Below are 22162 nucleotides of genomic sequence, written 5' to 3' on the forward strand. Positions count from 1 at the left end.
CTGTAGACGCGGGCCGGTGCGGGACGGTCGGGCAGCGGAGAGGAAGGGTCGTTCGTGATCCGGCGCGCCCGGATCGGGCCTCAGCGGACCGCCCGGATCTGCCGGAGCGTCTCGGCCCCGAAGCGGGCGCTGAACCCGGACGTCGTCGCCTGCAGGCTCTGCTCGAAGGCCGCGCGATCGACGCCCGCGACCACGCTCATCCCGGACCTGCGCAGCGCGTCGACGCCCTCGGTCTCGGCCCGCCCGGCCACCTCGCGGGAGACCTGCCCGGCGGCGCGAGCGGCCTCGGTGAAGGCCTTCTGGTCCGCGGCGCTCAGGGCTTCCCAGGCGGCGCGCGACATCGCGACCACGGCCCACGAATAGACGTGCCCGCTCAGGGTCAGGTGCTTCTGGACCTTCTCGAAGCGGGACGCGGCGATCACCGAGATCGGGTTCTCCTGGCCGTCGAACTGTCCCGATTGCAGCGCGCCGTAGAGGGCCGGGAAGGCCAGCGGCTCCGCCTTCACGCCGAGGCTCCGGAAGCCCGCCAGCATGATGTCCGATTGCGGCACCCGCATCGAGAGCCCCTTGAGGTCCTCCGGGCCCGTGATCGGCCGCTTCGAATTCGTGATGTGCCGCATGCCGTTCTCGCCCCAGGCGAGTGCGACGAGGCCCTTCTGCTGGAACTTCCTGAGATAGTCCTGCCCGATCGCGCCGTCGAAGACGGCTTGTGCGTGGCGCGCGTCGCGGAACAGGAACGGGATATCGAACACCCCGAACTCGGGGATGATGCTGGAGAAGGGCGCGCTCGTGATGAAGGCGAGATCGAGGTGCCCGAGGCGCAGATCCTCCGCCATCTCCACCTCGCCGCCGACGGAGCCGTTCGGATAGAGTTCCACCCGGTAGGCGCCGCCGGTGCGCTTGGCGACCTCGGCGGCGAAGCGATCGGCCCCCGCCCCGAGCTGGGACGTCTGCGCGAACAGGTAGCCGAATCTCAGGACCCGCTCGTGTGCCCCGGCCTGGGCGACGGTCCAGACCGAGCAGAACCCGACGACGGCAGCGACAACTCTGAGACGTGAAAGCACCGGTCGATCCTATGCGAGGGCCGTCCGATGCATAACCCCAGTTGCTTAAAAGACGATTGACGTAAAATCTGAAGCAAGACCCGCCTCCTGAGCGCATCTTACTTGGAGACCAACCCATCTGGACCCACGCAGACCCCACCCATAGCCACGCCGCACGTCGCCCTACCTTCGGCTGGATGGCGCCTGCTGGACAACGCTTCGCGCAGAACCGAACGACCGCTGGACGATTCCCCGCCTCGCGCGTTCCGGCCGACGCGCCGCCACGGCCCAGTTCCGCGGCCCCGGCCCGCCGACCTGCCGCAGCGCGGCGACCGCCTCCCTCGGATTGCCCTCTGCCGATCCACATCCCGGGCCCCATGCCTCGGGGCGGCCCCCGTCACCCGGGGGCCGATCAGGCCGGGCCGGAACACGCTCGAGCCCAAACTCCTTCCGTCCCCCGTTGCGCGGCGCGAACGGTTCGGCTAATCAGACCGGAGCAGCACCCGTAGCTCAGCTGGATAGAGCGTTGCCCTCCGAAGGCAAAGGTCACACGTTCGAATCGTGTCGGGTGCGCCAATCTTTTCAATGACTTAGCACGTATCGGGTTGTCCCGGTATCGCTCGGGGCTACTGTGGGGCTACAGGCTGCCTGCGAACGCAGGTGTGCTACTGGCGGCTCGCGACGGCCGCCCATGTCCGCTCAACGGCGAACACTCCCTCCCGCCCTTCCGGTAATGTTCCCACGCATCGAGCCATCGGCATGTCGCCGTCCCCGGCAGTGTGCAGTTCGGCACCTTGCGGTCCGCACCGTGACCAACCAAGCTCGGCTGTTAACAGATGGCCAGCCCGTTGGGCGCAGACTTTGTGGGAGATTTAATGGACGGCCAAAGCCATCTACCGAATCAGCCCGTATCGATTCCGCCGGGCTATGAACTCGCCCAGGATGCCTTGATTCGCTTCCACGCGGAACGCATCAAGGCCGTCGAGAGCGAGGACCGGGTTGTCCAGCAGGCTCAGGTGACCATGCTCGTCACTGAGGCCCTGTCCTCAGGCAGTCTCATGATCTTTGTCCGCACGCTGGAGGGGGGCGTGGAACCTATTCCGACCGGCGTGTGGCGCCCGCACCCGACCGACCCGGGCCGACAGCACTCAAATATTGCCAAGCTTCACCAGACCGGACGCTGCCTAACCGATCCCTTGGTCCTGATCCACGAGACCTTCACGGCAAGTGGAATTGCGCTGGTCGACCGGAACAACTGGGTCGGCTTTTCGAATTATGCCGGCAAATGGCCACCCTACGACATCCCGGTGTCCGTCAGGCTGCTCCTGCGCTTCTGCGAGCACAAGCGTGCGTTCAGCGAAGGCCTTCGAATACAGAAGTGCGACGCCATAGATTGGTTCCGGTACAACTGGCCGCCAGAAATGGAGCATCGATGGCCTGCACCTGATCGGTTCCATAAGATATATAATAACAAGGACAATTGCCCGACATTCGTCTCCGAATTCGCGCAAGTTGTGCTCGATGAAAGCGAGCGTATGCGTCTTCGTCCCCGCCGACCACCGCTTCAAGGCCGCCGCCCGCTTCCTCCAGGCGCTCTGGCGCGAGGACCGCGGCCTCGCGATCGGCACCCACATCGACCGCCGCAACCCACACCGTCCCCGCCGGCTCGGCTCACGTATCTCGACCGCGGCCGGCGCGCTCGGCAGCAACTTCCTTCATCCGGACATCATCCCGGTGGTCACCCGTGCCCTGACCTACCGCGAGCCGGGCGCGGCCTACGACGTCGACCGCCTCAAGACCAACCTGCTCTCCTCGCAGCCGCTCGTCTTCAACCTGTTCGGACTGCTCGCCCGCGACCTGACCCTGGCCACCCGCTTCGTCGCGGAGCTGCTGCCCGGGACGCTGACTTCGGCCACCGACATCCTGTTCGAGCACAGCCCCGGCCGCGGCGATCCCCGCTTCACCGCCGACCGCACCGCCTTCGACATCGTCCTGCGCGGCCGCGACACGACCGGCGCCCGCGGGCTCCTCTGCATCGAGGTCAAGTACAGTGAGGCCGGCCACGAGCCCGCACCGCCGCCCCACCCACGGCACACGGAGATCGCCCGCGCCACCTCCGGCCTGTTCGTGGCCCCGGACGACCCGACACTGACCGGGCCCGCCTGCCAGCAGCTCTACCGGCAGCACTGCCTCGCGAGCGCCATGCTCACCGCCGGGCTCGCCGACACGGCGACGCTGGCCTTCATCGCCCCCACGCACAACCAACTCGCACACGCGGCGGCCGCAACCTACACGCGCCAGCTCACCGACCCACGGGCTGGCCCGATCCCGTTCGTGCCGACGACGCTGGAGCACGCCTTCGCGGCGCTGGCCGCCGCCGGCCTGCCCGACCACGCCCGCGCCCTCCATCGGCGTTACACCGACTGGTGGCTCGTCGACGGCGAACTCGACCTGGCGGCGACGGTCGCAGCACCGTGGGACTTCACACCGCGGCCCCCTTCAGGATCGACCGACGCCTCGCGACCGGCGGCCAAAGCCTCACGCTCCGACGGTGGCACCTTGGTCAGCAACCCTCGACGCTCACATCGTGCTCGCACCACCAAGAGAGCGACGCGCACTGCCGCCTAACACCCCGTCGTTGCAGCACACGGACAGCCAAACTGCCTGTTCGTGACCACAACAATCCCGGCGCGGTTGCCCCCGCGCCGGGCTTCGCCACGCCTCGATGCTCACCATGAGCAACCGGCGGCACCAGCGCGGAGCCGAGCCGAGCCCTGTCTGTGCCACAACTGGCGGCACGCAATCTGCCCCTCGTCGCATCCGTCATCCGACGCGCTCGCCCAGACAGGCGCCTCCGCTCCTTCCGCGGCCCTGCCGCGCCGCGCAGGCGCAGCCCACCGGTACGAACGCAACTGTATTCACCTGAGTGCACGACTGAGCTGTGCCTGAATATATCCCATTCGTCGACCTGCGGAACCAAACGCAGTCCGGCACAATCTCTACCAACAAGGAAAGCTGCCATGAGCAAATCTCCCGAGATCGTCCTCGGCAAGATCGCGAAGAAGATCGAAGTTCGTGACCACTACCTCAGCCGACGTCTGGAAGCTTCGACGGGCCACGCCTATCTCACATGGCGCGACCCAGAATCCTTCCTGCACTGGTTCGTGCCGCCGCAGCTGACAGTCATCTCGTATGAGCACGACGCGAAACAGAACAGACTCGTCCTTCGCGATCACCTCGGCAACACGTCTGAATACCGCCTACGCTACGAGCGGGATGAGCTCAACGCCGTCATCCAGCTGTGCGGCGGTGAGTGCTTCGGGGACCAGCGTGGCGGCGAGGTCCAGTCGATCTTCACTGTCATGTTCGACGAGCTTTCCGCGCCGTGCGAGGAGTTAAGTGAGGACGCGAAGGTCACGTTCGTCCAACTCCTCATCCGCCACCCGACGGTCGCTGCGTGGTACAGTGCTGACGGCTGTGGTCTGCACGAACTCTGGACGGCAGCCTTCGAGCGCTACGTCCAGCGCGTCGAAGCGCGATAGTCGTAGTTGGGGTCAGGCCAATTACAGCTGACCCCCTTCGGGCTAAACTGGCGCGCACGATCAATTCGCTAAAGCAGTAGCGGCAATTCACGACTACCCTATTGCCGCTTCACTGCGAGACTCGGATGAGGATTCAAAGTCGCATGTGCCAACCCGATGCCAGACAAGATGCGGCCAGAACCCTTGGTGGCTTGAGGCCAACTCTACGAGGGCCGGCCATATCCAAAACAGGATCTATAGATTAGAATCCCTTCGTCGATCGACGGCGCCGCGCCGGATCCTGCCGCACACACCACTTACCTCGTTCGCACTTCCGCGCCTGCCATGTGCAGGCGCCTGCTTCTCTGCGCCCCACCCTGACCGTTGCCGCAGTCCCTGGCGCGGCGTCCCTTCAACGGGCGCCACGATGTTCATCAACCACAAAGCTTCCCACCAGCTCGCGGACACGTTCACAACAGGCTGCCTCCTGGACGCCTCCCCCCACCACCTCGGAGGCATCCTCAAGAACCCGGATCTTTTCAGGCCGCCACTGGTGGAACGGCTGCCGCACTGCCCCATCGCGATCCACCTCGATCCCGGCTCCAGAGGCTGCAGCGCGCTGACACTCCACTGCCCGACGGCCGGCATCAGCGAACGTCAACCCCTTCAGATCAAGCAGCTTTCGCCCTGGACCATGCTGGCCGAGACGACCGACCCCAACGACCACGGCGCGAGCCAGGTGCCCACCTTCGCACTCTGGTTCGGCCTGATACCGCTCGTCCAGCCGGGCGGAATTATAACGACCCGCGTCAGCCTTACCTTCCACTTCGTGCGCGAGGCCTGGTGGCCAACCGACATAGCGACCGCCCTGGCGGACATCGCCGATCTCTGGCTCCGACGCCTAACAAACCAGACCCCGCCAGCAGCTTCACACCGACGAAGTCCCACGCACTGACGGGACCACCCGGAAGGGCACATCGCCCTTCCGGCGCCGTTTTGCGGCCCGCCAAGTGTTTGAAACTTGGCACGTTTGCCCACGGGTGTTCTGCCAACATGCGGCCTCGGGCGCCCCCAGCGAGCTCCAGCTCGCCCCCGCTCCGACAGCGCCTCTTGCCATGGAGTGCCATACCAAACGGGTGGCGACCCTGCGGGCAAGGCGTGCCGGGAGGATGGCCAGTGCAGCTCCGGTGAGGTGGCGTGTGACCTCAAGCGCTGGCGGAGGGCCGCGCCTGGATTACGCCGATAGCTGATGCCCGTGTATCAGGCTTCGTGTTCGCGAGAGGCGTTTTGCCCTACCCCGTCCGCTTGCAACCAACTGGCGAACTCGAGATCCTCGAAATACCGGCGATACAGCTCAGCGGACCGCCGTTCGACGGCGTTCTGGAACGCGGCGAGACGCGCTTCGTCCCATCGGCCATCAGGCGTCGACGCGGCAAGCCACATCGCGCGCCCCGCCGGATCCAGCGCCATCGCCGCCATGGCCGCCGCGGCCTCCTGCGTGAGTTGGGTGTCCGCGAGGCCCGGCACCTTGGCGGGCAGTGGGATGTCGCCATCGCCCCGGTTCACCGAGGCATCAACGATCCTCAGGTTGCCGATCCCGTTGCCGAGGAGGCTGCGCCATCCCCGCATCGCACTCGCGATGCCGGCTGGGGCGTCGATCCGGCCGCTCAGCCCAGCCCAGTGCGCGCCCCAATCGGCATGGGGGCACAGGTGGTCGAGATCGTAAGGTAGATCGTCGTCCCGGTCCGAGAGCGGATCGTAGTGCGGGAACGCGGACGCCACGTAGTCGCGTTGCAGCCACGGCAGCAGCCTTCGTGCGGACCACCACCAGGCTGATGCCAGCGCCTCGTAGCCGACAGGGGCCTCATCGCATGCGAAGCGCTCCTTTGCCGAGCGCCAGGCCGGTGCCGGCGGGTCCGCGACGAGGAAGCGTGTCATCACGTCGGCGGGGAGCAGACGGTTCGCGCAGCGCTCCCCGTCGGCGTCGCCGACGCACAGCCTGTAGAGGTTCCGGCCGGGAAACGTGCAGGTCTGCTGGTGCTCCTGCAGCACCTTGAGCGACCAGGCGGCCGCCCGCCCGTCGTTGTAGACGCACAGGCGCCAGAACAGCGCGAAGCGGAGCAACTCCCCGCGCGCCGCGCAGAGGTCCGCGACGGTCAGCCCGGCGCGCAGCCCGCACACCACCCAGAACAGGACGACCTGCCACAGCTCCGTCGGCAAATCGACGAGGGCGGTCCGCGGCAGGCCGTTCGGATTCGATCCGGCGGCCGCGTCGGAAGCGGGTGCGTATTCGAGCAGCGTGCACGCCGCGCGGAACGCCTGGGTCAGGAGCGCCGAGTCGGCCGCCTCGCCGTCCGTCGGGATCAGCTGCGACAGCGCGTCCCGAAACGACGCCGTCTGCGGGACCCGCTCGCTCATCATGCGTGCGAACCCGGCGACGTCCGGGAGGCCGGTCCCGCCGGCGGAACTCAGCGCGTTCGCGATGCGCAGGGCCGTGACGACGATCTTCGTCGGGGCCATGACCCGTCCGACCGCCGTGTGAATCCCCAGCACCGCGTTGTGGACGCGCGGGTCGTGGTGCTTGAGGATGGAGAACAGCCGCTCGTCGTTCGACAACGGCGTCCCGCCGGCACCGATCCGGTCGAAGAGCATCAGCAGGCTCTCGTGGGCGGTCTCCCCGCCGCCGGCGAAGCGGCGCGGATCGATGTGCATCAGCGCGACTTCGCCGTCCGCGACGCGCGCGAACGCGGTGGCGAGCTCGGCCAGCGCCGGTCGGGTGTCCTCGCCCGGCGCCCGTGCCGCGATGAGCCGCGCAAGCCCGTCGGCGCCTGCGCCGGTCGAGACGTGGGCCGCGCGCCAGGCGGCGAGCAACTCATCGAGGCGATAGGTGCAGCCGGATGCCTTGTAGGGCCGGGGGAGATCCCGCTGGCCGTCCGGTTCGGCGAGGATGAGATCGAGGATCTCGTGATCGTAGGCGGCGCGGGTCTCGCCGGCCCCGCCGCACGCGACCGTGAGCGTGACCTCACCATCGAACGCGGCTCTCGCCTTCGCCCGGTCCGAACGCGAGAGCTTCTGCCCGGTTGACGGATCATAGCCGAACGGCTGGCTCGCCGAAGTCAGATGAAGCCTGAGCTTGGCCCCCATCGCCAGGTCAACCCAGAGGCAGCGGCGGTCGAGGTCGGGGCCGCAGACGCCGAGCAGCATGGCACGCGTCCGTTGCTGTCCGTCAAACAGGTCGAAGCCCGCCCGCGCAATCGACGCAATCCGGCCGTTGCTGCCGAAGTCCCGGCCTTGCGCGACGTCGTCCGCGCCGCGGGCCATCAGGAAGAAGCTGCCGATCGGCAGGCCGCGCAACAGCGAGTCCCAGAGGTCGACCACCTGCCTGGGTCGCCAGACCGCGCTGCGCTGGACCGGCGGCAGGGCGAGGAGGCCGAAGCGTTGGAGGGATTCGTGCCGGCCTTCATCCGCCGCACCGCCCCCGGTGCCAGCGCGCAGGACGGCGTTTGAGCTGCGCGCCCAGTCGAGAAATGCGAGGAGGTTCAGGCCTTGTACGGAGGTCCCGTCGAACAGGCGATCAGTCATGACATCCTTGCTGGTCCAAGCGGGCTGACATCGCAACCCGGTCGCCCCGGGCGGCGCACATGATCGACCCACCGCATGACAGAACCGGACGTAGCTCAAGGAGGAGGCCGCCCCCGCGCACCATGAGGGTTGAGAGGAACCGACGCATCGGACACCTGGGTCGGTCCGTAGCGCCCGATGATCGGGACAGCTGATATCGGCTGCATGGCGGGGTCGATGTCAGGCATGCGCCGTGATCCGGGTGAGCCCAGTGCAGCGGGCAACTCCGCCCCCAAGACGCCTACGGTTCGGCGCGGTCGGCCTCCGGTCGATCCGTTGCATCCCGTCCGTGTCGACCCTCGGCGATGGCTACGACAAAATCGGGCCTGGGCCTGAGACGGACTGAGGCGGGGCGCCGCCACAGCCACCGTCCCAGGGCTGTGCCGAGCCGCCGGCAGAACAGAGCCAGCCCGAACGCCCAGGCGAGCGCGAAGAGAACCGTCCGCGCGAGCGCCGCCAGTTCGCGGCCCAGGACGAGGGCGGAGCGGTCGAGAAGCTTGAGCGTCGCGCGCGTCCGTGTGCCGAACCGCAGCGCCAAGCGCTCCGCCTGTGCGATCTCCCCGGGGGTGCGGGCAACCCCGAGAACCTGCAGCACGCCCCGGGGGCCCGCCGCGGCGTAGAGGCCGTGGACGTTGCCGCCGAGGGCGCGCAGGTCCCGCAGTGCGTCGGGCCGGACCGCTGACCGGGCCGCCGCGGTCAAGCCCGCTGCATCGAGGCGCCCCCCGCCCGGACCAAGACACGCACCGCCTCGGGGTCGACGGAAGCACGTACCATGCGCGTCAGCGCGGCTACGAGCGGCGCAGGGAGGCGCCCAAGCTTGCGTGCGGTCTTCAGGATGGTCACACCGGCGCGCAGCGGGGTGGCGGCACCCGCGCTTGCGATTGTCGCCGCGTTCGTCGCCAGCCCCACCGTGGCGAGCCCCAGAACCAGGGTGTCGCACGCCTCGCCCCGCGCGCAGATCGGTCCCTCGCGGGCGATGTCCCGGATGTCGCCGAGCCCTGAGAGGTCGGCCGCGAGCACGCCCGCGAGCCCGGCGGCGGTCTCGGCCTCGCCGGTGGCCGCTCCCGCGGCGAAGGCCCGGGCCGCGCGATAGCTCGCCCCGTTCTGCATCGCGGCGACTCGCGCGCGGCGGTCTGGGGCGACCATGACTCCGTGCGCGTCGGCAAGATCGAGGAAGCTCCGAGCGAGGTCGTCGTCCTCGGCGACGATCGCCGCATCGATTTCGGCCTCCACCCGTTCGGGGGTGAGCACTCGTGGCAGCCGGATGGCGGCGATCGCCGGGGAATTCTGGGCCAGGGCGAGCAGCCGCGCGGCCGTCCCTGCGCGCGGCAGGAGGGGCAGGCCGCTCCCGACGAGAGCGAGTAGCACGGTCAGGAGGAGGATCCACTCGCCGAAGGGCCTCACCCGCATCTCGGCTGCTCCCATGCCCCCGTGGGGAGCCGTACCATCCTGCTCGAAGGCACGCGCCGTCGCCAGCCCGCGACCGGCTTGACCGCCAGCTCAACGCGCTCGCGCTCGAAGGGCACGCGCGGGACCGCCGGCCGCCGGCGAACCTGTTATCCTTCGATACGTGCCGTCGGACCGGCGCGGGAAGGGGACGAGATGAGCAGGCGGTACGCCCCAGCCGAACGGTTCCTGACACTCGGCCTGGCGCTGGCCGATGCGTGAGTCGGCTTGACGCTCGACGAGATGGCCACGCTGCTCGGCGTCGGGCGGCGCACAGCCGAGCGCCTGCGTGACGCCCTGCACCGCCTCATGCCGCACGCGGTGTAAGAGGAGGTTCTTGGGGACGGCACCAAGCCCTGGCGCGTGCCCGCGGGGCGGTTGGCGACGCTGCTGCCACCAAATCGCGACGAACTCTTGGAACTCCGCCCGGCAGCGGAGCGCGCCCGGCAGCAGAGTCTGCGCCTCGAGGCCGAGCGACTGACGAGCCTCACGCTGAAACTTGAGGCGGCGCAGACGCGCGCAGCGTGGCGTCCGGTTGCGTTCGCACCGATCACAGACTGCCGGAAGGAACCAGCCATGCCCCCCTCCCTCAAGATCGCCGTCGGCAGCCTCGCCGTTAGCGTGGTCGTGCTCGGCGTGAAGTACGTCTCCTAGCTACTCACCGGCAGCGTCGCCCTGTACTCGGACGCCCTGGAGAGCATCATCAACGTCGCGACCGCGGCGGCGTCCGTAATCGCCAACCGCCTCGTCCCGGTGCTGCGGCCTGGAGACACCGTGATCTTCGACAACCTACAAGCCCACAAGGTCAGCGGCATCCGCGAGCGGGTCGAGGCGGCCGGCGCGCGGCTGCTCTACCTTCCGCCCTACGGCCTCGCCTTCAACCCGATCGAGTAAATCTTCGCCACGCTGAAAGCGCTATTGCGGACCACCGCCGCCCGCACAGTGTCGGACCGCTGGGACACCATCCGACACGCCTTCACCCGCTTCACTGCACCTGCAGCTGCTCGTGGACGCCTACAACTACGGACGCCGGCTTAAGACCCTGCGCGGCCTCACGCCCTACGAGTTCATCTGCCAGACCTAGACGAAAGAGCCAGAACGCTTCAGGCTCGATCCGTCACACCACATGCCGGGACCGGACATCTAGCTCCCGGCCGTACGGCAAATCGCCCTTCAGCGGGCCCTCAGGTAATCACTGTTTGGATCGAGGTAGCCGGGTCCGCGTACGCTTCGCCTGTCGCCGAAGCGAGTGAGTACGCAGCCGATCAAGATCGGCTTTTGAACTTGCCCGCACCTGAATCATGACCCCGGAGCGGCCGCGTTGGCAGCGGCATTCATCTGCAACTAGATTGTCATATTTGGTCATACATAGATAATTTTTCCTTTCAAATCTCTAGAAATAAAATATTGCGATCTAGGGATATCTTCGTTGCGCAAACTCGAGTATCTAGTTCTTGTCTTTGACTTTTTCTGTTGAATTGCAGTTCGTGATAAATCATCCGCAAAAGGGTGAACATACTGTGAAAATCCGCCGAACTTTCTTTTGCGAGATAATGGAGAAAATAGCTGCCACAATGCCTCGTTATACTCGTCATTCACAACTATAGGGGTATTGCTGTTGGACAACAGGTAATTCAGATCGCCAACCTCAATCCTAAGCGGCGTTCGAGCTAAAATTCTATCGATCATAACAAGTAGAGCAGCATCACCAAGATATTTGCTTGGATATGCACCTCCGATATCGCTATGTACGCCAGGCATCCACAACTGCTCTACAACGGTATTTGGGTCAAAGCTACCCTTCCAAGCAAGAGGCTCAAAGAAGTCTCGAGTTTCGTCAATTGCCAGTAATTGCACAGCGTTTTTGACACAGGGCGCTACCTCCATACCGTGCAAGTTCAGCTTCTGCACTCGCTTTAGCCTACCCATACCGCCAATGACCGTGTCAAAAATGCCGAGGAAATCTACTACTGCCTTCTCGCTCCTGCTATGATTTCTCACCAGATCTAAACTGTTCCGCACGCCTTGGTCTAGCGTTGAGTCATCTTTGCCAAATGTTTTCTGCTTGTAGACTTTCCAAAGATCTGGCATATAATGAATGCGATCGGGCTGCAGAATCCCGTATGACAGCAAACCAGTTACGGCGCGCGCCACAGCCGCTCCGCGGGAAAAACCAAACAAATATATCTTGTCTCCAGGCGCATAGTTGGAGCAAATATTCAAATATATATCTTCGATACTCTCGTCTATTCCGTAAGAAAAACCTCCTGATGTATATCTTCGAATACCATTTACCCCGCCCAACCCCCGCACATAGTGTACAATTTGTGGGTTATAGGGCCCCTCCTGCAGCTCCAGATGCATGTTTAATTTGTATATGTTGGATATTTGCCCAACTGCAAGCGCTGATCCAGCGAAAATCCAAGTTCCGTCTATCAAATAAATCAAGTGCTTCATGCTGACGGTACCTATTCCAATTAGTTTTACGAAGAATGCTTCTGATTCTTCCGTTCCGTTTCCAAGGGTCAAATTGAACTGAGGCGCCGCTTATGCAACCAAGGCTGCCGGACATAATAGCCATTGAAGCTGCCATGGCCAGCTTGCAGCCTCAAAGCGCGTGTCGGTGCATGATGGTTGCGCACATAAAATAATACACCCCGAGCATCACTCGCAATTCAACACCTGTTGGTCGATGCCATGCTGAACCAGCATTACCGTCTATGAATCCTAAATATTGAGATATCTCATTGATCTTGCGCCCGTACTGTTCGGCAAAAGCTATGTAGGCTTCCGCACGATTAATTTGCTACATTTGATCAATTTTGAGCGCGCGCTCGTCGCAAGAACTCTGACCAAATAGCGAGCACTGCATCTAGCGTCTCCGGGTCACGCAGGCGCGCAAGCGGTACACTCGGCTCGCCATCAAAAGCGCGGTCCGAGAACTCAAGACCTGTAGCCTGTGCCATGGTAGCAACCAGCTGCCGGCGCGCATCTTCCTCGTCGTAGGGCGGCAGGGTCTTGACGGCGTAGAGACCTGTCGTTACGCGGCCGCCAGCCTTGATGAACGCCGGATAGCCTGTGCGTCCTCCAAGCGTAAGCTTGACGAAGAGCGAAGGCCGCTGTGACCGCGTCGTTCCGACTTCGGCCCCCTGCGCCTGCCACCAATCGCGAATAACCACAGCGAGCGCCAGTTCCTCGGGCCCGCGCTCCGCCTCGAATTGGGAAAACCAGTCCGCGACGCTGGGAGGAGGACCGCTTAACACGGAACCGCTGACACCGCCCTTGCGCCGCTCGGCCTCAGCGGTGAGCCCGATGACCCGGGGCACCAGGGTGCGTAGCCCTGGTCCGGAATAGTGGCGAAGCTCTAGCGCAATAACCTCGGCCGGGTTCATCTGTGCATTCAGGAACTCGACGATGCGCTTCAGCTCCGGGTGAATCACGTCTGCCACGAACACCATACGGATGCGCCCAGCCCGCAGGTTCATGTCGACCCGTGACCAGAAGGCGCCGGCGTCTGCCTCCGGGCTTGCGAGCAGGGTCCGCACGGCATCATCCGGCTCGCGACCATCAGCCGCGCAGGCGCGTTCGAATTGCGTGCGCAGCATCTCAGCGGGCCAGTAGATGACACCGTTGGCGGCGTAGTCCAGCATCTGCGCTACCACCTCCCGGCGCCCGCGCGTGTCGCTAGCCCTTTTCACCTCGACCAGCGTCGGGACACCGTCCTGATCGACAAAAAGGTGGTCGAGCGACCAGCGCCCAGCACCGCCCTCCTCACCCGGCACCGCCTGCTCGCGCGCAATTAAGAGCCACCGACGCGGGCTGTTGGGATTGACGGCCTCACCTGCGAGCAGGCTCGGGTGCGAGGCCAGCAGCGTCTGGAACAGGCTCTCACTCTCGAAGGGGCTTGCGCGCATCGCCACTAGTGTACCGTCGTCGCGCACGATGAACATGCCGTCGCTCACGTCTCAACTCCCCTGCGGTAGGCGTCCGGCGAGCTTGCGCACATTCTCCGGCGTCCAGCGACCACCGCGCACCGTTGTGATGCCGTCCGCGTTCAGGCGCTCGGCAATCACCCGCCAGCGGCCCGCGCCTTCGGGAACGTCTGCCAGGACGGCCCGCAGGCCGGCGTAGGCGTCGAGGCGCAGCGCGGCCATGGCCTCGGTTTCGCGTTCGCGCCAGTCCGTGAAGTGCTGGACGGGATCAAGGCGCTGGTTGTCGAGGACGATCGGCTCCGGTGAGAGCGGGATGCGCTCGATGTCCAGCGTCCGCAGGTGATCGACGAGATAGCGGTTGTCGCGCCAGGACCGCTCGTCGAAGGCGACATGGATCAACGCGGCGCGCCGCCCGCCCGTCAACTCGCTGACACGGTCCAGCGCCTCGTGCACGGCCGCAGTCGCCCGGTCGGGCCGAGTGTCCATGAAGGCGATCTCGCCGAGCAGCCGCCCTTCCAGACGGCCTTCCAGGGCAAGGACGTAGCGGTGTGTCAGGGCCCGCTGGTAGCGGATCGTGGTGCTCACCGCGGCCGCGGCAGCCGCATCCCTGGGCAGGTGACGAAAGCCGATCCGGTTGACAGGCAGCGTCCAGTAGAAGCCGACATACGCCCCGCTCATGCCCTCTCCCGCGCGCAGCCCGGACAATTCCGACGGACGGCCCGGGCAATGCTAGGACGACATAGAACTGTCCCGCAACCAAGGAGGACAGGATGACCAAGACCCCGGATACCCCGCTCCGGATCGCCGAGATCGCCGTCGGCCGGGCGGGGGGACGCATCGGCGTCACGTTCGCTCCGGGCAAGCGTCAGCCGTTCGGGCTGACGGGCCCCCATCGTCGCGACCTCGGCGCCGACCTCGACGTCATCGCCGCCTGGAATGCCGCCGCGGTGGTGACGCTGATGGAGGCGCACGAACTCACGCGCGTCCGGATCGCCTCGATCGGCGATGAGGTCCGGCGGCGGCATATGGAGTGGCATCACGCGCCGATCGTTGACGTATCGGTGCCGGATGCCGCCTTCGAGGCAGGCTGGCCCACGCTCTCGGCCCGATTGCGGGGGCTGCTGGCTCGCGGCGCGCACGTTCTGGTGCACTGCCGTGGCGGCCTCGGCCGGGCCGGCATGGTCGCCGCACGTCTCCTCGTCGAGACCGGGCTGGACGCCGAGGCGGCAATGGCCGCGGTGCGCGCGGTGCGCCCGGGGGCGATCGAGACGCCGGCGCAGGCGCGTTGGGTGGCTGCCGGACGAGGTCGTCCGCTGCCGCCACCATCGACCGGGATTGCCGCGATGCGCGACCGTGCGGTGGGGGCGCTCGTCGGTCTGGCAATCGGCGACGCGCTGGGGACCACGATCGAGTTCTCGCCCAAGCCCCGCCGCGCGGTCCTGACGACGATCACCGGCGGTAGCCCGTTCCGGTTGGCGCCGGGTCAGTGGACCGACGACACGGCCCTGGCGCTGGCCCTCGCCGACAGCCTCGTCCACGATCCGGGCCTCGACGCCCGCGACCTGATGAACCGCTTCACCGCCTGGTACCGGCGCGGGGAGTATTCCTGCACGGGAGCCTGTTTCGACATCGGCAACGCCACCCGGGCCGCGCTTGCCCGTTATGAGCAGACGGGCGATCCGGTCGCCGGTTCGACGAGCGAGGCGGCTTCGGGCAATGGCGCCCTGATGCGGCTTGCCCCGGCCGCCATTCGCCACTGGCGCGAGGCGGAGACCCTGCGTGCGGTTGCGGACCGTCAGACCCGCACCACGCACGGCTCGCCCTCGGCACTGCGCTGCTCGCGCCAGCTCGCCGATCTGCTGGCACGGGCGATCGGCGGCGTGCCATTGCACGCGGTGCTGGGGAGCGAGACCGGTGAGGCGATCGAGGGCGGCTGGCGCGGGGTGCCCCGTGCGGCGATCGAGGGCTCGGGCTACGTCGTGCGTGCACTGCAGGCCGCGGTGTGGGCGGTGGCCCGTACCACCGACTTCCGCTCCGCGGTGCTGCTGGCAGCCAATCTCGGGGACGATGCCGACTCCACGGCAGCGATCGCCGGACAGCTCGCCGGTGCGGTCTACGGTCTCGCGGGCATTCCGGGGGAATGGCTGGCGGTGCTGGCGTGGCGCGAGCGGATCGAGAGCGTGGCCGCACAGCTGTTCGAGGCCGGTTGTCCCCGGGAGCAGGCACCCGGGCCCTCGTCCGAGCGCCTCTGCGAGACCGGTGAAGGTGCCAGGATCCTCCGGACAGGCATCGGCGAAATGGTGTTTCGCGATGGGCGCCTTGTTCCGAAGCACACGCTCGACCGGAGCGCGGAACCCGCCGCCACCGACGCCGCCCATCCCGGGGCCGCCGCAGGGTGGCCGCGGGCGGTCGACGAGTTCGTCGCGTTCTGGTCGCGCCTGGAGGGTGCCGGCGTTCACTCGGACGACCGCGGCCAGATCCCAGGGAACGACTTCGCCCTTGGTCTGCACCCCGTTCCGTGGGCCGGGCCCCTGCGCAGCGCCAGGGCGTACATCCTCGTACTCAACCCGGGTTTGAGCGAGGACGACGCCACGCAGGAGGCCCGCCCGGCCTTCGCGGCGGCGCTGCGGGCCAACCTCGCCGGGGATCAGCCGTATCTCTACCTTCTGGATGAGCACGCGACCCATCCGGGCCATCGCTGGGCGCGCCGGACCTTCGGACCCGACATCACGCAGGCTGATGCCGCCGACATCTGCATGCTCCCGCTCGTACCCTACCACTCGCGCGAGGGCGCCGTGGCACGTCGCGTGGCGCCGGCACTGGCCTCCTCCCGGGCGGTTCGCCGCTTCGTGCGGGACGGGTTGCTGCCGCATGTCCGGGCCGGACACGCCGTGCTGATCGTCGCCCGCTCAGCGCGGCTGTGGGACATCACGGACGAGGAGCCCGGTGTCGTGATCTATACCAGCAGTGAGCCCCGCCGCGCCTTTCAAACGCGACAAACCCGCGGCGGCGTGCTGCTGCGGCGGGTGCTGGGGCGCTCCGGGTAACATCAGAAGCGGCCAGGCCTCGAGGGGTGGACCCCGCCGACGTGATCACGCTCGCTGAACGCGGTTGCAGGTGCGTCGGTCCATCCCGGCTCGCGAACACGCTCTCTAGGAAACCTAACGAACGAGCGGACATCCGTGGGCCTGCCGCGCCGCGCCGTCCCCTCCCACTGCCTGTGCTGATCCTTCCTCCAATCGACGCGGAGCACCGATGCGTGATGAGTTCATCCCGACGCTGACTCACGCCACCGAGTGGGACAGCGCTCTCCTTCCGGTCGAGGAACTCCATGCCTCGCATGCCTTTACCGTCTCAATGGCCGCGGGACTGAGCTTGAGAGCGGGCGAGGGATTGCTCGACGTCGTGATCCTTCTCAGGGCGACGACCGACCCGTGGCGAAACGCGGTCTCTCGATGTCGCGCGCCGATACACGACCCGGCGCTCGATCGAATCGGCTGGCGCTTGGCTGCGGGCGTGGACGCCGACGGGGAACCGTCCGCGCGGGACGGCCCCGCACGAGGATCGCATTCTAGAGTCCCTCGGCCTCGGCGCGGAAGGCGCCACTCTCCGTATCGAGGTGGGTGAGACGCATGGACATCTTGCTTGGGAAGCATTCTTGGATCGAGCGGGGCTCCGCGTTCCGGTCTCGCGCGATGGCAACAATGATCCTGAGAAGGCCCCCACAGTGATCACGTGCCCACGCCATGTTGTCCATGAGCTCCCTGAAACCTGGCCGCCTATCGGGATGCCGCGGGTCGTGCCCAGGCCGTTCGTATATCAGTTTTCCTTCGCGGCGGACGAGCTGATCCTGCCAGAACGTCACGACAACGGTCTTGCTCTCTTCGTTCCGCGCCGACCAGCTCCACTGCACATTACGGGGTTTCGTCCCGAAATGCGCGAAGGCGCTGGTATGCGTCCACCTCCTCGACATGCGCTCCCCCTGCTCTGGACAACCACGGCTCGGCCATCGTTTAAGCCGGAGGAAGGGAGGGAACGATGGCCGAAAACGCAACCCCACACTGATGCAACTAGCGCCAGCTCTCGCGACCGGCTTGGCGGTTTTGGTCGCACTCTTATTTGCGGTCCTCGGCCCGACAGAGCAGCGAAGCTAGATCTTACTTGCTGCCTGCTCCAGGCCAGGAGCGACGTCACTCGGGCGATGCTGATCGTAAGTGGAGGTACGGGAAGTTCGCAGCTGATCCTGCAGCCCTCCTTAAAACATCTCTCTGACATCAGATTTTTCAGGAAGTTCGTCGTGCTGATCCAAGCGAGGCTGATATCAGGTCTGACACTTGGTCAGCAGCGGCGCGAGCTGGATCGCGTGCGATGTGGGCGTAGCGCTGCGTTGTCTTCGGGTCCCGGTGGCCCAGAATGGCGCCGAGCAGAGGCAGGCTGCTTCCGGAGGATGCGCCCACACTGGCGAAGGAGTGGCGCAGGTCGTGGAGGCGCACGTCCGGTAGCCCCGCCCTCGCCCGGATACGCTCCCAGGCTTTGGCGAGGCCCACGAATGGACGCCCCGGCACGCTACCGGTGAATACGAAAGGGTTGCATGCCAATCTGGGCTGCGCCTCGATCAGGAGGAGCGCCGCGGTGCCGATCGGAATGGCCTTCGCGCCGGTTTTGCTCGTGGGCAGGCGGAGATAGCCGTGCTCGCGATCGACATGCGACCACTGCAGGTGCAGCACCTCGGATTTGCGAGCGCCCGTCAGCAGAAGAAGGCGGATCGCCCCCGTCACGGACGGACTCTCAGCGTGCAGGGGCGGTCGCGGGGGCTTTCCGCGGCCGCCTCCCTCCGTCCAGGCCGCCAGATCCTGCGCATGTTGGCGCCAGGCCTCGTCGCAGGCCGAGAGCGCCTGTCCGAGACCCTGGAGTTCGACGCCCGACAGGAAGCGTTCGTTGCGCTTGTCCTTGAAACGCTGCACGCCACGCACCGGATTGTCGGTGCGCAGCCGCCGGCGCACCGCAAAGGCGAAGATACCGCCCAGAAGCCCAACCGTACGGGTAGCAGCGCCGCGCCCCCCCTCGACGATCGCGCGGCCCCGGACGCCTGTCTTCACGTCGAGGGCGGTTTTGCCGGCCGCCACATCGTGGAGGAATGTCTCGATGTGATCGGGCGTGACGTCCTGCACGCGCTTCCGGCCGAGCAGTGGCTTGATATGGCGCTCGATCCGGCTTCCATCCGTGAGGATCGTCGAGGCCTTCTTCGGCTCGTCGAACTTCGTGAGGATCTGCCCGGCGCGCGCCGCCGCAAGATAGAGATCGCACAGCTCGGATACCGTCAGATCGGCGGTCGCCTGCGCGCGCTTGGCTTCCTGAGGGTCCGTTCCGTTTCGAGCCTGAGCGAGGAGCCGCAAGGCCTCGTTTCGCGCGGTATCGGGTGTCCAGGGCGAACCGTGCTTTCCGATTGTGTGCCACCGCTGCCGGCCGTTGAAGAGGTACTTGAGCGCGTAGCTCTTCGTGCCGTCGGAGTTCACCCGCAGCCCGAAGCCTTTGAGCTCCGCGTCCCAAAGGGTGTAGCGCGCCGCTGCCGGCTTGGCTGCCTTGACGATCTGAAGGGTCAACCTGCCGGCCACGCCGACCTCCGGGCTACAACGGGGCTACAGGATTCTAGCGTAGACGAGGTTGCGCCTGTCGGGAAGTGTCATCCTAACCCTCTGATTTTGCGTGGTCTACTGGAATCATGGCGGCGCGCGTCGCCCAGGATTACTGCCCTCCGAAGGCAAAGGTCACACGTTCGAATCGTGTCGGGTGCGCCAATCTTCTCAATGACTTAGCTGCAAAGGCAGCCTCACCGAGCCGGTCTGGTGTCACCAAGGCGTCACCGGCAGCGTGATTCGCGCGGCACGGTGACGAGAGAGCCAAGGGTGAGACCGGGCTACGGTTTCTCAGCCCCTCCCCTCTGCCGCGCCTTCCGCGAACTCGACCATGAGCGTGCGACGCGGTGCCATCCCTGGAACAGGACGGACCTGCTCAGCCATGCCGATCAAGGCCCTGAACGACCGCAAGAAGCTCTCTTCCGACTTCAACGAGGCCAACGACGCCTTCATAGACGCCGTGCTCGGCGCGCTCCAGGCCAGCGAGATCCCGCCCGACCTCGCCCGGGCCTACCTCGCCCATCCGGTCGCCATGATGCACGCCGACGGGGCGCAGGCGGTTGCCAACTACTTCGAGCGCCTCCTGTCGCAGAAGCCCAAGATCGACTGGACGCCGGGAGGCTGACTGGCGCCTGCGTCGAGACGCCTGGAGCGCTGCTCGTCACCGCCGCCGAGAAGCTGTTCGGCAACCGGCCGGTACGAAGCTGGCCGGGGCGGCGATGAAGCCAAGCGGGCTTCGGACAGGGAGCGGCATGGCTTCCTGCAGCCGAGGAAGATCAACCGTTCACAGTCCGTTGATGTTGCCCGCCGACAACTTGAAACGGGCTGCCGAGCGCGAGCGGAACAATTAGCTTGGCTATTTGTTCCGCTCTCATGGAACACTACAAATCGACCTTCGCCGTCACGGGCATTGCCGTGCTGGGCCTGATGGCCGCTGCCGGTATCCTGCATCCCGGCAACTTTGAGCGGCAGGCGCAGCCGGCGGCCAGGAGCCACGCAGTGGCAGCAGCCCCGACGGCTTGGGTCGATCCGCCGGCGAGCCGCAACGTCGCTCTGCGGCGGGCGGCTCCTCTGTCCGACACGGCGGCGCTCATGAAGCCCGAGCCGACGGTCGCGCTCTCCGCCGAATACGCGATGGTGCAGCCGCTGCCGGCAGAACTGACGCTGGTGGCGACCACCGCCCGCAGCGTCCGAGCGGCTCAAGGGCCAAAGTTGGCCCGCCGTGCCGCCACTACCCGCCAGGCCGCCCTGGTCCGTTCGGCCGCCGGCGAGACGAGTGCCGCGCAGCAGCCGATCAGCGCGGATTCCCCCGGCCAGAAGATTGACCCGATCGGCGACCTGCTGCGCGGTCTCGGCCTCACCGACAAGGGCTGAGGCGTCGCCCGCATCACAGCGGCATCGCTCGGCTAACCGTCGTTTGCCCGGGAGGGGCCCACGATGGTCTCAAGCGAGCCGGTTCGCTCTGACGGCACGGATGCCTGCAGAATGCCGAGTGCCGCTTCAGCGAGCCGACGTACCAGCCTCAGCGACGACTCGCGGAGCGGCCGGAGCAGCAGCGGTCGAGTTCGGCGTGGTGGTCAGCTCGGAAGCCGGTCGGACAGCCGCCGTGACGCGAGCCTGCTCGCGGTAGAGCGGCGGCGTCAGATTGATGCGGTCTTCAGCCATTGCGGAGCCGGCGGCGGTGGCAGAAGCGAGAGCAGCAAGGGTCAGAAGCTGGATGGTGCGCATGATTTTGTCTCCGCGGGGCCGCCTGTGGAAGGCGACCGATGCGGACATTGAACCACGTCTTTGTGCGCTGCGGCCTGCGAATTCCGCAGCGCACCATAGTTCGAGCGCAGCGATCCGTCTCACGTATATTGCAGTTTACGAAGGAGAATCGGCGTGCGCTCAAGTTCCGAGCCATGCGCCTGCCGCCTGAATAGAAATTCTTGCGCACGGACCAAATTAAATTGCAACGCAAGATACTGCTACGAGCTCTCGAACTTTCTTGCTCATTCGCCGGTCTATCACTGCTCGGCCCGTAGGATCCTCAGCACCGAAGCCACGGGCTCGCGCGGTGGGTCGACGTATGGGAAGTCGATGTTGAGCTCGCGCGCCGCCTCCGCTGCGCGGGCGTGAACGGCCGCGTCCGCAAACCCGTCGTGCTGGATGTGTGCCAGCGCAGATGCCGCAGCAGCGCCAGCGTGCCGAATTACGTCGAGCAGGGTGTAGCGAGCAGCAGAGCCAGTGCCTGCTCCTTCACGGCGTGGGCCCGCAACTCCCGAGCCTCCGGCGCGACCTGCCAGACAGCCCAAGCCTCATCGTGGGCGTCGATCGCCGCAAGGATTGGGTTGGCGTGGAAGGGCACACGCTCGATCGGGCGCGGGGCGCGGCCGGCGGCAGGGGCTGGCTGAAATCAGGGAAGCGGGCGTGCGTCATCGTTCGGGCTCCGGTGCGGGCTCGTTGGGCGGCTTCGTGATGGCAGGGTGGTCGTCGGTGCCGGCGCGGCGGCGCAGTGGCGCGGCGTTCAGGTGCGGGCGGCTCGGGCGCGCCGCGGGCTGCCGATTAGTGAGCGGCGCGGCAGCGGGCGGCCTTGGCGACCTGCCACACGCCCCTTGAGGGCGGCCGATAGGCACATGCCCCACGCCTCGCCCGTGACTTGGCGGCGGCACTGCGCCGAGTAGATGGCGGCTGCCATAATGGCGCGGCGGTCGTAGACGCCGTTCACGACAAGCGGGCGGCTGCCCTGATCGCGGCGGGCTCGCGTGGCGGCGAGCTTAGCGAAGGTAGCGGCGCGGCAGATGGCTGCGCGCTCGCCCGGGGCGAACTGCTGCCGATCGGCATGCAGGGAGCGGAGGGCGCTGTTCCAGGAAAGGGTGCGGGACATCGGGAGATCCGTTGAACCGTTGGAGGCGTGGTGATACTTATGGATCAGCACGCGACTTTAGTCAAACGTTCGGATCGCAATGAGCCAAAAGGATCAT

17 protein-coding genes, 1 tRNA gene and 2 pseudogenes are annotated in these 22162 nt (G+C 66.4%); 10 read left to right on the forward strand and 10 right to left on the reverse strand.

Going from position 1 to position 22162, the window contains the following annotated elements:
- Window positions 1–80 precede the first annotated feature (80 nt).
- Complete coding sequence (locus MFF56_RS01960; protein ID WP_238229348.1) at window positions 81–1064, reverse strand: DctP family TRAP transporter solute-binding subunit; 984 nt, start codon at window positions 1062–1064, stop codon at window positions 81–83.
- 478 nt (window positions 1065–1542) lie between these two features.
- On the opposite strand from MFF56_RS01960, the gene MFF56_RS01965 reads away from it, so the two are divergent.
- The 4 genes from MFF56_RS01965 to MFF56_RS01980 all read left to right on the forward strand — a co-directional run bounded on the left by MFF56_RS01965 (window position 1543) and on the right by MFF56_RS01980 (window position 5519).
- Window positions 1543–1619, forward strand: a tRNA-Arg gene (locus MFF56_RS01965).
- 945 nt (window positions 1620–2564) lie between these two features.
- A complete protein-coding gene (locus tag MFF56_RS01970) occupies window positions 2565–3671 on the forward strand; it encodes a PGN_0703 family putative restriction endonuclease (protein WP_238229349.1) in 1107 nt (368 codons plus the stop codon).
- Between the two features lie 392 nt (window positions 3672–4063).
- Entirely contained in the window at window positions 4064–4585 is a 522-nt protein-coding gene (locus MFF56_RS01975) for a hypothetical protein (RefSeq protein ID WP_066925805.1), read from the forward strand.
- Between the two features lie 406 nt (window positions 4586–4991).
- Window positions 4992–5519, forward strand: coding sequence for a hypothetical protein (locus MFF56_RS01980; protein WP_082773272.1), 528 nt, complete (start codon window positions 4992–4994; stop codon window positions 5517–5519).
- 305 nt (window positions 5520–5824) lie between these two features.
- Here the strand turns inward: MFF56_RS01980 and MFF56_RS01985 are convergent, their stop codons facing one another.
- The 3 genes from MFF56_RS01985 to MFF56_RS01995 all read right to left on the reverse strand — a co-directional run bounded on the left by MFF56_RS01985 (window position 5825) and on the right by MFF56_RS01995 (window position 9595).
- Window positions 5825–8146, reverse strand: a complete 2322-nt coding sequence (locus tag MFF56_RS01985) for a DUF262 domain-containing protein (protein ID WP_066925799.1) — start codon at window positions 8144–8146, stop codon at window positions 5825–5827.
- A 280-nt stretch (window positions 8147–8426) separates the two neighbouring features.
- A complete protein-coding gene (locus MFF56_RS01990; RefSeq protein ID WP_066925796.1) occupies window positions 8427–8885 on the reverse strand; it encodes a hypothetical protein in 459 nt (152 codons plus the stop codon).
- Window positions 8882–9595 carry a hypothetical protein gene (locus tag MFF56_RS01995; protein WP_156453929.1) on the reverse strand — a complete coding sequence of 238 codons (714 nt, stop codon included), beginning with the start codon at window positions 9593–9595 and terminating at the stop codon, window positions 8882–8884. The genes MFF56_RS01990 and MFF56_RS01995 overlap by 4 nt, the downstream gene beginning before the upstream one ends.
- A gap of 414 nt (window positions 9596–10009) precedes the next feature.
- Here MFF56_RS01995 and MFF56_RS02000 point away from each other — a divergent pair, with 414 nt between their 5' ends.
- The 3 genes and pseudogenes from MFF56_RS02000 to MFF56_RS02010 form a co-directional block, all read left to right on the forward strand.
- Window positions 10010–10285, forward strand: coding sequence for a hypothetical protein (locus tag MFF56_RS02000; protein ID WP_238229350.1), 276 nt, complete (start codon window positions 10010–10012; stop codon window positions 10283–10285).
- 78 nt (window positions 10286–10363) lie between these two features.
- Window positions 10364–10669: pseudogene (locus MFF56_RS02005) on the forward strand (transposase); the annotation flags it as partial.
- Window positions 10623–10778, forward strand: a pseudogene (locus MFF56_RS02010) (IS481 family transposase); the annotation flags it as partial. The pseudogenes MFF56_RS02005 and MFF56_RS02010, both read left to right, overlap by 47 nt.
- A 215-nt stretch (window positions 10779–10993) precedes the next feature.
- Here MFF56_RS02010 and MFF56_RS02015 read toward each other — a convergent pair.
- From MFF56_RS02015 to MFF56_RS02025, 3 genes are all read right to left on the reverse strand, one after another.
- A complete protein-coding gene (locus MFF56_RS02015; RefSeq protein WP_082773154.1) occupies window positions 10994–12088 on the reverse strand; it encodes a phospholipase effector Tle1 domain-containing protein in 1095 nt (364 codons plus the stop codon).
- A gap of 359 nt (window positions 12089–12447) precedes the next feature.
- A complete protein-coding gene (locus MFF56_RS02020) occupies window positions 12448–13593 on the reverse strand; it encodes a PDDEXK family nuclease (RefSeq protein WP_066924287.1) in 1146 nt (381 codons plus the stop codon).
- 3 nt (window positions 13594–13596) lie between these two features.
- Window positions 13597–14268 (reverse strand): recombinase family protein, encoded by a 672-nt coding sequence (locus MFF56_RS02025; protein WP_238229351.1) that lies wholly within the window; start codon window positions 14266–14268, stop codon window positions 13597–13599.
- Between the two features lie 65 nt (window positions 14269–14333).
- Between MFF56_RS02025 and MFF56_RS02030 the strand changes: the two genes are divergently transcribed.
- A complete protein-coding gene (locus MFF56_RS02030) occupies window positions 14334–16610 on the forward strand; it encodes an ADP-ribosylglycohydrolase family protein (protein ID WP_082773155.1) in 2277 nt (758 codons plus the stop codon).
- Window positions 16611–17846: 1236 nt separating this feature from the next.
- On the opposite strand, the gene MFF56_RS02035 is transcribed toward MFF56_RS02030, so the two are convergent.
- Entirely contained in the window at window positions 17847–19178 is a 1332-nt protein-coding gene (locus MFF56_RS02035) for a tyrosine-type recombinase/integrase (RefSeq protein WP_082773156.1), read from the reverse strand.
- A 403-nt stretch (window positions 19179–19581) separates the two neighbouring features.
- On the opposite strand from MFF56_RS02035, the gene MFF56_RS02040 reads away from it, so the two are divergent.
- Both MFF56_RS02040 and MFF56_RS02045 read left to right on the forward strand, forming a co-directional pair.
- Window positions 19582–19824, forward strand: a complete 243-nt coding sequence (locus tag MFF56_RS02040) for a hypothetical protein (RefSeq protein ID WP_066924295.1) — start codon at window positions 19582–19584, stop codon at window positions 19822–19824.
- 248 nt (window positions 19825–20072) lie between these two features.
- Window positions 20073–20573 carry a hypothetical protein gene (locus tag MFF56_RS02045; RefSeq protein ID WP_238229352.1) on the forward strand — a complete coding sequence of 167 codons (501 nt, stop codon included), beginning with the start codon at window positions 20073–20075 and terminating at the stop codon, window positions 20571–20573.
- A gap of 126 nt (window positions 20574–20699) precedes the next feature.
- Here the strand turns inward: MFF56_RS02045 and MFF56_RS02050 are convergent, their stop codons facing one another.
- Together MFF56_RS02050 and MFF56_RS02055 are read right to left on the reverse strand one after the other, a co-directional pair.
- Window positions 20700–20927, reverse strand: coding sequence for a hypothetical protein (locus MFF56_RS02050; RefSeq protein WP_082772807.1), 228 nt, complete (start codon window positions 20925–20927; stop codon window positions 20700–20702).
- A gap of 778 nt (window positions 20928–21705) precedes the next feature.
- Window positions 21706–22065 carry a hypothetical protein gene (locus MFF56_RS02055; RefSeq protein WP_238229353.1) on the reverse strand — a complete coding sequence of 120 codons (360 nt, stop codon included), beginning with the start codon at window positions 22063–22065 and terminating at the stop codon, window positions 21706–21708.
- Window positions 22066–22162 lie beyond the last annotated feature (97 nt).

This window comes from Methylobacterium hispanicum (assembly GCF_022179285.1).
Classification (GTDB): Bacteria; Pseudomonadota; Alphaproteobacteria; order Rhizobiales; family Beijerinckiaceae; genus Methylobacterium; species Methylobacterium hispanicum.